Annotated in this window: 11 protein-coding genes; 1 reads left to right on the top strand and 10 read right to left on the bottom strand. The window is 63.3% G+C overall.

Features of this window, described 5'->3' with window-relative positions; genetic code table 11:
• Positions 1–239: 239 nt before the first annotated feature.
• The 9 genes from ACZ0AV_RS03705 to hemA form a co-directional block, all read right to left on the bottom strand.
• On the bottom strand, positions 240–935 hold the full coding sequence (locus tag ACZ0AV_RS03705) for an RES family NAD+ phosphorylase (protein ID WP_499149781.1): 696 nt from the start codon (positions 933–935) through the stop codon (positions 240–242).
• A complete protein-coding gene (locus ACZ0AV_RS03700) occupies positions 935–1,342 on the bottom strand; it encodes an antitoxin Xre-like helix-turn-helix domain-containing protein (RefSeq protein WP_090337728.1) in 408 nt (135 codons plus the stop codon). Before ACZ0AV_RS03700 ends, ACZ0AV_RS03705 begins: the two co-directional genes overlap by 1 nt.
• An 85-nt stretch (positions 1,343–1,427) precedes the next feature.
• Complete coding sequence (locus ACZ0AV_RS03695) at positions 1,428–1,694, bottom strand: EexN family lipoprotein (RefSeq protein WP_499149780.1); 267 nt, start codon at positions 1,692–1,694, stop codon at positions 1,428–1,430.
• Positions 1,694–2,620, bottom strand: coding sequence for a LysR family transcriptional regulator (locus tag ACZ0AV_RS03690; protein ID WP_499149779.1), 927 nt, complete (start codon positions 2,618–2,620; stop codon positions 1,694–1,696). Before ACZ0AV_RS03690 ends, ACZ0AV_RS03695 begins: the two co-directional genes overlap by 1 nt.
• Positions 2,621–2,633: 13 nt before the next feature.
• Positions 2,634–3,833, bottom strand: a complete 1,200-nt coding sequence (locus ACZ0AV_RS03685) for an MFS transporter (protein ID WP_499149778.1) — start codon at positions 3,831–3,833, stop codon at positions 2,634–2,636.
• An 86-nt stretch (positions 3,834–3,919) separates the two neighbouring features.
• On the bottom strand, positions 3,920–5,773 hold the full coding sequence (gene asnB / locus ACZ0AV_RS03680; RefSeq protein ID WP_499149777.1) for an asparagine synthase (glutamine-hydrolyzing): 1,854 nt from the start codon (positions 5,771–5,773) through the stop codon (positions 3,920–3,922).
• A 22-nt stretch (positions 5,774–5,795) separates the two neighbouring features.
• A complete protein-coding gene (locus ACZ0AV_RS03675) occupies positions 5,796–6,866 on the bottom strand; it encodes a Gfo/Idh/MocA family oxidoreductase (RefSeq protein ID WP_499149776.1) in 1,071 nt (356 codons plus the stop codon).
• Complete coding sequence (locus ACZ0AV_RS03670) at positions 6,863–7,366, bottom strand: GNAT family N-acetyltransferase (protein WP_499149775.1); 504 nt, start codon at positions 7,364–7,366, stop codon at positions 6,863–6,865. Before ACZ0AV_RS03670 ends, ACZ0AV_RS03675 begins: the two co-directional genes overlap by 4 nt.
• Before the next feature lies 1 nt (position 7,367).
• On the bottom strand, positions 7,368–8,600 hold the full coding sequence (gene hemA, locus ACZ0AV_RS03665) for a 5-aminolevulinate synthase (RefSeq protein WP_499149774.1): 1,233 nt from the start codon (positions 8,598–8,600) through the stop codon (positions 7,368–7,370).
• A gap of 156 nt (positions 8,601–8,756) precedes the next feature.
• Between hemA and ACZ0AV_RS03660 the strand changes: the two genes are divergently transcribed.
• Positions 8,757–9,611 carry a helix-turn-helix transcriptional regulator gene (locus tag ACZ0AV_RS03660; protein WP_499149773.1) on the top strand — a complete coding sequence of 285 codons (855 nt, stop codon included), beginning with the start codon at positions 8,757–8,759 and terminating at the stop codon, positions 9,609–9,611.
• Between the two features lie 17 nt (positions 9,612–9,628).
• Here ACZ0AV_RS03660 and ACZ0AV_RS03655 read toward each other — a convergent pair whose 3' ends face one another.
• Positions 9,629–11,578: a DUF3363 domain-containing protein gene (locus ACZ0AV_RS03655; protein ID WP_499149772.1), complete on the bottom strand. Its 1,950-nt coding sequence runs from the start codon at positions 11,576–11,578 to the stop codon at positions 9,629–9,631.
• Positions 11,579–11,681 lie beyond the last annotated feature (103 nt).

Here is an 11,681-nt window from a genome sequence, read left to right as displayed (position 1 = left end):
TGCGATTATCAATTTTCCTGATGGTAGCAAATAGCCTTGGTAAAGCGCGACGCCTCAATCAGCCTCAACGGTACTCGGGTTCGTAGAGTATTCGGATGACTGTTCCGACCGGAAGCAGCTCCATGAGAAACGACCGCTTTTGGCCGGTTTCTGCCTATTTTCACTGGCTGCTATGAGCCGATTTCAGCGGATTATGATTGCTTACAGAGGCGGGCTAGGACTGTTTAGTCCGCTTTCAGCTACGGGGCTAGAACTGTTGTGATCTGATTGACGCTGATAACTTGCCCGCTCCAGATCATTTCAAAATGAGCGTTCTGGATGATCGAGGTAACAGGTCGCGGGGTCATCAGCGCCCAACAGATGTTGCCGGGAGATCGAACCGAGTGGTAGCGCAGGCCTGGGTATCCCGCTCGTTTCACTTCGCTTCCCAATCGATTCGAGTGTGCGTAATCGTCCGGCGCATAGATGGCGTCTGAAAGCGGCAGTGCGGTGGCGTCTCTCATCCCGCTGTCGCTGAAGCTGGCGGTCAGCCCTCTGAAGACGAAACGCTCATAGTTGAGCTCCGGCACATTCGACCAGTAGTGTTCCTGGTAATGACGCACCTCGGCAATCGCGGTATCCATTCTGTCGGCCAGGTAGAGCACGCCGAAGTTGCCATTGCTGAAGCGCGAGCCGGCTGGATTGACGTGGGTGAAGGGTGCTGTCGCATACGAGCAGCCAGGGATGCCGAACGGAATCTGGTCACGCGGAATCAGCTCCAGGCGACCAATCTCGTTCTGCAGCCGTGGATTGGTTAGCGTCTGGATCTGATAAAGAGCTTCGAAGTCCTCGGCGTCGGCGACATCATCGAACAGGGCAATGGGCGGAAACTTGGAGTTGACCAAACGGTATGCTTGCAGACTTTCACCTTCCAGCACGGGAAGGTCTCCGAGCATTACCACTGGGCACCTCGTAGCGCGTCGATCCGCCGGAATGTCTCGTACAGCGAGATCATGTCGCCCTGCGCCATGATGTCGAGCGGCTTGCGGCCGTTGAAGAACTCATTGTGGTTCTCCATCGTGGGGAAGCCGTAGACGTTCTCGGGGTTGTCGAACACAACGCGCAGCGCTGCGTGGATGTTCAGCACAAGACTGATGCGCTGCATCTGATCGGAGTCCAGGCTTACCGCCCATGCCGAATCCTTCTGACTGGCTCGGGTGTAGGTGCTGCGGGAAATCCGCAGCACCCGGCAAGCCTGCTCGCAGGTGGCCTTCCACTTGTCCAGAATGTTCAGAGCGGCACGCAGGCCGGCTGCGCACTGGGTTTTCGAGAAGTCCTGAGTTTGGATAGCGGCAGCTGTCATGGGGAGCCCTCGATTTAATCTTTAGGTCAAAATATAGCATATTTGAGTCTGCAGATTAACAGTGGCTATTTCACTGGCGCCGCCCCTAGCGTCCATTGTCAGTGTCCGAGGTGAAGAACTGGACGGGGTGGGGGGTGTAGGTGGTGCCTTTGCCCATAAAACGTATGCGCTGGGCATCGCTGACTGCGTTGCACTGGGCCTCACCCAACTCTGCTCGATTGTCCCGGCACTGCAGTCGCAGTTCCTTGAGCCGTTCGGGATTCTCTGCAAGCGCTTCTGCCGACTCAAACGGCATCGGCTTTTCGCATGCACTCAACAGCACGGCAGTCAGCAAAAACGATATTTTCTTCATCAAGCGATCTCCTTCTGTGATGCGTGATCGGGCAGCAGCACCTGGCTTTCCGCCGGACTCACCCGCCCGATAAAACGGGCCATTTGCTCGGTCGGTTCGCCTTCGCGCCTTATTAAGTAAGTGGTCAGCATGGTTGCGCAGCCGTCTAGCGGGCGGGCCACAACGTCTGGATTGTTGAGTTCGCTAATACGCGCCATGCTGGAGAACCCCAATCCGTAACCCGCCGCTACCAGAGCCATCATCAGGTCCAAGGTGGGGACGCGGTCTGCGATGGTCAGCCGTGTATCCACGGTGCCCAGCACCCGCTGTAGTTGCCGCCAGAATCCTTCGCAGACTTCCGGATCGCAGAGCACCAGCGGATAGCGCACCACCTCCTCAAGCGGCACACGCCGATAGCTCAGCAGCGGGTGGCGAGAGGGTACCGTCACCACCAACGGATCGAACCAGACCGGTTCAGCCACCAGCCCATCACCCACCTCGTCGGACTGAGCTAGCCCGATGTCAAAGAGGTCGTCGTTCAGGCCCCTGACCTGTTCGCTGAAGGTGACCTCCGACAGGCAGATTTCGACCTCCGGTTCTTCCTCGCGGCACTGGGCGAGCAAGGAGGCCAGGCGGGTCTGGGGAATACCATCGGATAGCGCAACGCGTATCCGGCCGCGGTAGCCGGCAGCCGCACTCTTGACGCTGGCCTTGGCCTGGTCGACCACGGCCAGCACCCGGCGCGCCTCATCCAAGAGGACCTTGCCGGCCCAGGTCAGGCGTGTACGCCGTGTGGTGCGCTCGAACAGCTGTACGCCCAGGCGGTACTCCAACTCCTTGATGATCCGCGACAGGGGCGACTGTTCGATATGCAGGCGCGCGGCAGCACGGGCGAAATGCAGTTCTTCTGCGACGGCGATGAAACAGCGAAGGTGGCGCAATTCCACAGCCTTTCCTCCGTCAGTTGTACGGTTCGGCTTGCACGTCGCCGTTCCAGTTAGGCTTGCGACGCAGGTTAATGATCTGTAGTAAGGCGCCCAGTGCGGCGACACCACCTGCACTGGCGGCTAGGGTCCAGGTGGGCATCTGCAACAGCAGCACGAAGCCGCCAGCCGCGGCGCCGATGGCACTGCCCAGGTAGAGCGCTGACTCATTCAGGGCGATGGCCAGGTTGCCGTCGCCCTGGGCCTGGCGCGCCAGGATCAGTTCATTGTTCTGCGGCACCTGCAGTGCCCAGCCGACCGCACCCCACAGGGCGATAGGTAGCATCACCAGCCAGGTGCTGAGGGCGGCCGTCAGCGGTAGCACGAACAGCGATGCAGCGAGGATCAGCATGATGGCGAAGGTCAGTACCGGCCCCTTGATGCGATCCACCAGTGGGCCAATCAGGAAGCTGCCCAGTACGCCGCCGATACCCCAGACCCACAGATAGGGGGTGACCGAGCGCACCGAGCCGTAGGCAGGGTCAGCCAGTAGCGGGGCAATGAAGGTGTACATGCCCAGACTGGCGATGGCGGCCAGCAGCGACACCAGCAGGATGACCAGCACATGGCCGTCGCCGAGAATCGCAAGCTTCTGGCCCAGCGTGGTGGCGGTAGCCGCCGGCAGGGCCGGGAGCTTCAGCAGCAGGCCGAGGAAGGCCACCAGGCCGAGCAGGGTTACCAGCCACAGGGCGGCCTGCCAGCCCAGCTGTTCGGCAATCAGCAGGCTGAGCGGCACGCCCAGCACCACGCCGCTGGCCATGCCGCCCATGATGATGGCGATGGCTTTGCCGCGGTGCTCCGGCGTGGATACGGCGGCCGAGGCGCCGATGCCCATGGCCAGGTAGACGCCGGCACCGATGCCCGCGATGGCGCGCCAGACCATCAGCGTGGTGAAACTCTCGGCCAGCGCGCTGGCGGCATTGGCGATCACGAACAGGCCTAGAGCCAGCAGCATGCCGGCGCGTTGGCGATGCGCCGGCGTCAGGGCGACGAAGATCGGTGAACCCAGGCCATAGGCCAGGGTGAAGGCGGTGACCAGTTGGGCGGCCACCGCAACGGAGACTGCGAACGAGGCCTCGATCATCGGGATCAACCCGGCGGTTACATAGGAGGCCATGCCGAGGGCAAAGGCCCCCAGCGCTATCAAGTAGATTGGGGATTGGTTGTGTGTGTGCATGCTCGGACTCGTTTGCGTTGCAGGAACGCGTAGGTGGTACAGCGAAGGAATGCGGCCCCGCACCGGGGGCCACATCCGGTTGGGGACTAGAGTTCGAGGCTGACGTCGTATTCGCTCAGCCAGGTGTTGAGGCCGACTGCCAGCTCCATGCCCATGCGCTCGTACATGGGCGAGACACTGCCGAGCGGCTTGGCCAGGGTTTGCTGGATACGGCCGCTGTCGAGCAGGGGCGTCACCGGCGCGTTGCGATCCGCCTGGATGGCGGCCAGGGCATCACGCAGCGCCTGCTCGTAGGCCGGGTCCTGGGTTGACGGATAGGGGCTCTTGACTCGCTCGCTGATCGACTCCGGCAACAGGTCGCGGGTCGCCGCGCGCAGGATGCTTTTCTCCCGACCGTCGAAGGCCTTCATTGCCCAAGGGATATTGAAGGCGTACTCGACCAGGCGGTGGTCGCAGAAGGGCACTCGGACCTCGAGGCCGACAGCCATGCTCATACGATCCTTGCGATCCAGCAGGGTCTGCACGAAGCGGGTCAGATTGACGTAGCTCATCTGCCGCATGCGCTGGTCGACCGCGCTCTCGCCTGGCAGTGCTGGCGCCTCTGCGATGGCCTGGGAGTAGCTGTCACGCAGGAAAGTCTGCATGTCTAGTTGGGCCAGCAGACCCGGGTCGAACAGGGTCTTGCCGTCAAAGTACTTGCCGGTGACCGAGGTCAGCCAGGGGAAGGTGTCGGCCTGGATCGCCTCCGGGTCGTGGAACCAGCGGTAGCCGCCGAACACCTCGTCCGCACTCTCGCCGGACAGTGCCACGGTCGAGTGCTTACGCACCTCCTGGAACAGGCGATAGAGCGATGGCCACATGTCGCCCCAGAAGGCGGGAGGCAGGTCGAGGACGCGGACGACCTGCGTGCGCAACGCCGGGTCGGCCAGTTCGTGGCTGTCGAGGATGATCTCCTGGTGGCTGGAATGGATCTTCTCAACCAGGTCGCGCACGAAGGGCGCATCCGGCGTGCCGCGCACGGCATCACCGGTGAAGCCACTGCCGTGGTCGACGAAGTCGAGAGAGAAGGAGCGGATGTTCTCTTTCCCGGCAGCGAGCAGCTTCTTCGACGCCAGCGCGGTGATGATCGAGGAATCAAGCCCGCCGGAGAGCAGGCTGCACAGTGGCACGTCGGCGATGATCTGGCGGTCGACGATATCCTCCAGCAGATCGCGGGTGTGGCGGATGGTCTCGTCCAGCGTGTGCTCGTGCTCGCGCGCTTCCAGCTTCCAGTAGTGGCGGCGGCCCAGGCCCTGGCGGTTGATGCGCACGATCTCGCCAGGCATCACCTCACGCATGCCGTCGAACACGGCATGGCCTGGTGTCTTCACCATCTCAAGGATTTCGCGAAGACCATCGGCGCGCACCTTGCGCGGTACCAACGGGTTGGCCAGCAGTGCCTTAGGCTCTGAACCGAACACCACACCGTCTGAGGTGGGGAAATAATACAGAGGCTTGACGCCCATACGGTCGCGTATTAGCAGCAGCTCCTGCGAACGCAGGTCCCAGATAGCGAAGGCATACATGCCGTTTAGCCGTTCGACAAAGGCCTCGCCCCATTCGAGATAGGCGCGCAGCACCACCTCGGTGTCGCTGCGGGTCTCGAAGCGGTGACCGAGTCGCTGCAGCTCGGTGCGCAGCTCGCGAAAGTTGTAGACCTCGCCGCTGTAGGTAATAGCGGCGACCTCACGCGGGCCACCGTGCAGGGCGGTCATCGGCTGGCGACCGCCCTCCAGGTCGATGATCGACAGGCGCCGATGGCCCAGACCGGCCGGGCCGTCAATCCACAGGCCGCCCGCATCCGGCCCGCGCAGGGCCATGGTGTCGGTCATGCGTTGCAGGGTGTCGCGTTGCGTTTCCAGGTTCTGGCTGTAGGACAGCCATCCAGCGATTCCACACATAGTCGTTCTCCTTGAGATTGGGTTACCCGAGGCTTTCCAGGTCGCTGTCCTCGGCCAGCAGCACGCGCGTTTCACCATGGACGTAGCGCGCCGGTGCTGGGGTTTGGGCGTGGGTTTCTAGGTCGTTGAGCAGGCGCTGCAGCGCCACGGCAGTGTCGAGGTCGGCAAAGGGTTGGCGGGGCGGCTCCTTGAGCGCCACGGCGCGCATCACCTGCCGGCATAGCCGCGAGAGCTTGTGCAGGGTGTCCAGGCCAGGTTCGTCGGGGGCGATGGCGAGCTCGTGCAACAGCTCCTCTGCGCCGTTGGCACCGCGCGTCCAGATGCGCAACTGGTCGTGATCCCAGCGAGGCGTGTCGAACACCAGGCGCGCATGGATCAACCGTGCATCGCGGTCGACGAAGCTGAAATCCACGGTACGTTGGCGCACGATGTTGACGAAGCTGGCGTAGCCGGTGACCCGCGCCTCGCCCATGCTGGCGTTGAGCTGAACGGTATCGAGCACCGCTGGGCCGCAGATCGAGAAGTCCGAACGCACACCTTGCACACCGTTGAGTTGGAGTTGGCCGGCGCGCGGGCAGATCCAGCCGAGCAGGTCCAAGGCGTGGATCACCTCGCTGGTCACGCCGCAGGTGGGGCGGTAGTCATTGATGCGATCCTTGCCCCAGTGGAAGCTGGCACGCACCAACTGCCAGTCGTGACGTGCGACCCACTCGCGCAACTGCCGGGTTGCATCCGAGTAGCGTTCCACCAGATCCAGAGCAAAGCCGTTGACCTGATCCAGTGCGCCAAGTAACTCGCCAAGATCGTCACCCGGTGTGGTCAATGGCTTCTCGCAGAGTACGAAGCCCCGGTAGCCGGCTAACTGCTTGAGCACGGACGCATGGCTGTGGTCGTTGGCGCTGACTACAACGATGTCCGGCGCAAAGGCATCCAGCGCATGTTTAACACTGCCGAAGTAGGGGATATCGGTCACTTTTTGCCGGCGCCCGACATAGGCCTGCGACAACGGTAGTCCGGTGCTCGTGGCGATATGCTCGAAGGCGCGGCGGTAACGGTTGCCGGCATAGCCCAGGCCGATGATCAGGATCTTCATGCCGAGGCCTCCTGACGAATCAGCAGGCGCTCGTCGCTGACGGCGAAGCCCAGGGCCTGGTAAAGCGTGCCGGCAGCCTCGGTGCTCTGCAGCACCACGCAGCCGACGCCGCGGTTGGCGAACCAGCGCAGCAGGTGCTGCATCAACTGCCGGGCGATGCCGCGGCCCCGCCACTGCGGCTCCACCACCACCGATTGCACCCAGCCGGATAGGCCGTTGAGGCAGCCCGGCGCCGGCGCGCGCTGGTCGATGATGGCCGTCGCGCAGCCCAGCACCTGGCCGGATTCCTTGTGCTCGGCGGCGAGGATCTGCACGCAGTCACTGTCGTTCAGGCGACAGCTCAGCCAGATGCGGTAGGCTGCCCGCCAGCGTGCCGCGTCCTCCGGTGTCTTGCTCGAATAGCTGGCGTTGGTGCCGTCCAGCAGATACGCACGCAGTTCCACCAAACTGGCCAGGTCGGCCTGGGTCGCCGGACGCACGGTGAGGAAGGACTGTTCCATCTCAGGCCACCTCCGCAGCAAACACCCGGGACGCCAGCGGGATGCTGAAGTAGTCGAAGGTCTCGCGCAGCGACACGGCCAGGTGCTCGATCTGCGCATCGCTGTGGTTCGGCGTCGCGTTGACCCGGAAGCGCTCGGTGCCCACCGGTACCGAGGGGTAGTTGATCGGCTGTAGGTACACGCCATGGCTGTGCAGCAGGCGCTCGGCCGCCACCTTGCAGCGCTTGGCCTCGCCTACCAGCACTGGCAGCACGTGGGTCTGCGAGCAGGGCATCACCGGCACGTCATGGTGCTTGAGGCGCTCGCGCAGCTTGGAGGTCTGGGTATGCAGGCGATCACGCTCGAAGCGGCTGGCCTTGAGGTGCTCGACGCTGGCCAGACAGCCTGCGGTGATCGCCGGCGGCAGTGAGGTGGTGAATATGAAACCGGTGGCGAAGGAGCGTACTGCATCGACGATCACCTGGGTCGAGGCGATGTATCCGCCGATCACACCAATGGCCTTGGCCATGGTGCCCTGAATGATGTCCACCTGATCGGCCACGCCCAGCTCGGTGGCGATACCGGCGCCACGTGGGCCGTACATGCCCACCGCATGCACCTCGTCGAGGTAGGTGAGGGCGTTGTAGCGCTTGGCGATCGCAACGATTTCGGCGATTGGGGCGATGTCCCCATCCATCGAGTAGATCGACTCGAACACCACAATCTTCGGCTGACCCAGCGGGTAGCTGGCGAGAATCTGCTCCAGATGCTCGACGTCGTTATGGCGGAAGATCTTGCGCTCGTTGGGCGTGGAACGAATGCCGTTGACGATGGAGGCGTGGTTCAGCTCATCGCTGATCACCACGCAGTCGGGGATGCGCCGCAGCAGGCACTGGAGGGTGGCGTCATTGGAGCCGAAGCCGGTGGGGAAGACCAGCGCCGCTTCCTTGCTGTGCCAGTCAGCCAGGCTTGCTTCCAGACTGGAATACACCTCGTGCGAACCGCCGATATTACGCGATCCGCCGGAGCCCGCTCCGTAGGTCTCCAACGCATCGTGCATCTGTTCGCGCACTGCAGGATGTTGCGACATCCCGAGGTAGTCGTTGCTGCACCAGACCACCACCGGTTCTTGCTCACGGCCATCCAGTTTGGCCAGCGGGTACTGGCCGCAGATGCGGCTGAGGGTGGTGAAGGTGCGGTACTGGTTGGAGGACTTCAATGTCTCCAGTTGTTCCCGAAGAAGTGCTTGGTACATCCGTTTATCTCCTTAGCGAGTTGATGACACGTCTCTGTGTGGTTCCTCATCAAGCGAGAGCCCTGGCTCGGGTAATTGCGGCCAGGTCGGGCTATTCTTCTCGGGATTTATAGGGGTTACAATTTGACTGTTTATCCTAGTACTGGAGGTAACCGGATGAGCGCGCCTCGCACAGCTGAACGCACTCGGGTAGAGCTGGCCGAATTCCTGCGTAGTCGCCGCGAACGAATTTCGCCGGAGGAGGTGGGTCTGCCCGCCGGCAGTCGACGGCGCACGCCGGGGCTGCGTCGCGAGGAGGTCGCGGCCCTGGCCGGGGTGGGTTTGTCCTGGTACACCTGGCTTGAGCAGGGCCGGGACATCAGCGTTTCCGCGACCTTCCTCGACAACCTTTCGCGCACGCTCAAGCTGGATGCCACCGAGCGTCGTCACCTGTTCCTGCTCGCTCACCAGCGCCTCCCGCCAGAGCCAGGGAAGACCTGGTGCACGGTGCCGGCGCTGATTCATCGCCTGATGGGGGATCTGCCGTCACGTCCGGCTTATGTGCTCAACCTGCGTTGGGATGTGCTGGCCTGGAACGCCGCTGCAGATCGGGTGTTCGGTTTCTCCGCGCTGCCGGCGGACCGCCGCAACCTGTTGTGGATGCTGTTCACCAGCTCGGCCATGCGCGAGCTCTTTAACCCTTGGGATGAGCAGGCGCTGCAGATACTCTCCAGCTTCCGCCGTGACTTCGTGCGGGCGACCCAGGATCCAGATATCGCCGCGCTGGTGAAGGATCTGGAGAAGGCCTCGCCGGATTTCAGAGAGTGGTGGCGACAGCAAGATATCCATGGCCCGTGCCAGGGGATCCGTCACCTGAAGATCGATTCGGTCGGCCAGGTGGTGTTCGAACACACCACGCTGACCATCGACGAGGATCGCCACCTGCGGCTGGTCTACTACGCAGCCAAGGAAGGTATGCCGCAGAACCGCGACTTCGAGCAGTGGCTGCAACAGGAGCCGGCGCTGGTATAAGCCCCGGCGCCTGTTGCTCAACCAATCGACGGCCCGCGCTGGCGACCCAGTTGCCAGGACACGCTGTTGCCCTGAATCACCGCCGACACGCTCTGCCCGAGCCTCTGCTCGATCACCGGCTTCCACGGCACCAGGCTGAAGCCGATGCCATCGTCGAGCAGGGCATAACGGCCGCTGGCCAACTGCACGCTGCGCCGGTAGATCCCACTGACGCGCTGGCCCTCGACTACCGGGCGATACTGCATGCCCGTCTGCGCCGAGATCTCGCGCGCCGTTGCGGCCAGCTCCCGTCCTCGCAGGGTGGCCAGCAGGTTGCGTGAGAGCGCCACGCGTTGGCCTTGGCGTTCGGCCAGCCCCAGTTCCACCAGGAAGTCGGTACGCTGTCGCAACGCTTCACGCACCTCCTTGCCGAAGCCCTTGTCGACCAGCTCGCGGTTGCCGCCGATCAGCTGTTGGTCCAGCCAGGTCGCGCCGACGGCGCGTACCTGCTGCTCGAGGGGCAGCGGTGTGCGCAGCTCGACGGCGACATCGCCCAGGCGGCGAGCATCATGCTGCCGGCCTTGCTCGGGCAGGTCGGCCGGCACCCGCCAGACACCCTCGGCCAACCGCTCGACGATACCGGCCCGGCGCAGGGCTTCCAGACGCCGTACATGGCGCTCGACCAATGCCTCGATGTCATGCCCGTCGCTCGACTGCGAGCGTGCCAGGGCCAGGTGGTGATCGGTGCGATAAAGGCCGTTCGAAGCCACAGAAACAATCGACCGATCCACCGCGCGTGGTTCGCTCGGACTGCGTGTTTCCACCAGGCCGCCGATGGGGTAGTTGGCCAGTTCAGCGTGGGCAGGCAGGGCCAGGTAATGCGCCTTGCCGTCGAGGCCATCGACCACCAGATAACCGCGGTCGTGTAGCTCGTCGGCTAGGCCTTTGGCTACGATCCTACCAACCACAACAGAACCATCCTTGCCCGGCTCGAATACCGCCAGCTCTCGCTGCACGCTACCCATGGCACGCTGCATCGTGCGCACGATATCGCCGCGCTCACCCATGGCACGCAGAGTGGCCTCGGCGTCGTCACGCAGGATCCATTGTCCTGGCCGAACTTCATAAGCCAGCTCAAGCTTCTGCAATTGCTGCAGGCGGCCGATCAGTAGTTGCCGACGTGGATGGTTGGCGAGTCCCTTCAGGCTGAGCACGCCGGCTTTGCGTTCGCGTAACAGGGTGCGATCCAGGCTGGTGAAACGCTCCTGCTGTACCTCGCGCTGCAGGCTCTGCTGGATCTCCAGCTCGGTGCGCAGCCCCAGCCATTCGGTGGCCAGATCCGAGGCGCGGTTGCGCATGCCCTCGGCGATGTAGTCGCGGGCGATCACCAGATCCTTGCCGGTGTCGTCCTTGCCGCGCAGGACGATATGGGTGTGCGGGTTGTCGGTGTTCCAGTGGTCGACCGCCACCCAGTCGAGGCGGGTGCCGAGGTCGGCTTCCATCCGGTTCATCAGGTGGCGGGTATAGGTGCGTAGGTCGTCGAGTTGCTCGGCATCCTCGGGCGAGACGATGAAGCGAAACTGGTGGCGGTCATCCCGGCCGCGCTCCTCGAATGCGTTGAGGTCGGCTTGGTCGGTTAGGGGGCCGTAGCCCTGGCCCGGCTCACCCTCGCGACTGACGCCGTCGCGCTCGATATAGCGCAGGTGGCTGAGCGTCGAGCGTTTGCCCGCCTGGCGCAGGTTCACCAAGCGCGTCTTGATGGTGACGCGGCGGGCGTTGGTCGGCAGTTGCTGCGCGCTGAGGCGAGCGACGACATGCCCACGGCCGAGGCGAGCGCCGGGCTGGTGACCTGCCTTGCCTGGCTTGCCGGTGCCCGCCTTGTTGGCCTGCCGCAGTACCTGGTTGACGAAGGGTTGGCCGCGTTGTTGCGGCTTGCCCGGCTGCGGGCGAAAGCGCAATTCATCGTCCTGACGACTGCCCTTGCTCATGTTTAGACTCCTCCAAGTTGATCGCAGTACGGCGTATCAGGCACGTTTCATCGCCAGTACAACTGCTGGGTGAACACGATTTCGGCACTTGACTATTCCGGCG

This window comes from Pseudomonas sp. AC532, from assembly GCF_979258965.1.
Note: the sequence above shows the minus strand (reverse complement) of the source record. Positions and strands in the feature narration are given on the sequence as shown.

What these genes read in the sequence shown, in the direction of transcription:
- ACZ0AV_RS03705 (WP_499149781.1), bottom strand. Translation starts at nt 935, where the DNA reads ATGCTCGGAGACCTTCCCGTGCTGGAAGGTGAAAGTCTGCAAGCATAC.
- ACZ0AV_RS03700 (WP_090337728.1), bottom strand. Translation starts at nt 1,342, where the DNA reads ATGACAGCTGCCGCTATCCAAACTCAGGACTTCTCGAAAACCCAGTGC.
- ACZ0AV_RS03695 (WP_499149780.1), bottom strand. Translation starts at nt 1,694, where the DNA reads ATGAAGAAAATATCGTTTTTGCTGACTGCCGTGCTGTTGAGTGCATGC.
- ACZ0AV_RS03685 (WP_499149778.1), bottom strand. Translation starts at nt 3,833, where the DNA reads ATGCACACACACAACCAATCCCCAATCTACTTGATAGCGCTGGGGGCC.
- asnB (WP_499149777.1), bottom strand. Translation starts at nt 5,773, where the DNA reads ATGTGTGGAATCGCTGGATGGCTGTCCTACAGCCAGAACCTGGAAACG.
- ACZ0AV_RS03675 (WP_499149776.1), bottom strand. Translation starts at nt 6,866, where the DNA reads ATGAAGATCCTGATCATCGGCCTGGGCTATGCCGGCAACCGTTACCGC.
- ACZ0AV_RS03670 (WP_499149775.1), bottom strand. Translation starts at nt 7,366, where the DNA reads ATGGAACAGTCCTTCCTCACCGTGCGTCCGGCGACCCAGGCCGACCTG.
- hemA (WP_499149774.1), bottom strand. Translation starts at nt 8,600, where the DNA reads ATGTACCAAGCACTTCTTCGGGAACAACTGGAGACATTGAAGTCCTCC.
- ACZ0AV_RS03660 (WP_499149773.1), top strand. Translation starts at nt 8,757, where the DNA reads ATGAGCGCGCCTCGCACAGCTGAACGCACTCGGGTAGAGCTGGCCGAA.
- ACZ0AV_RS03655 (WP_499149772.1), bottom strand. Translation starts at nt 11,578, where the DNA reads ATGAGCAAGGGCAGTCGTCAGGACGATGAATTGCGCTTTCGCCCGCAG.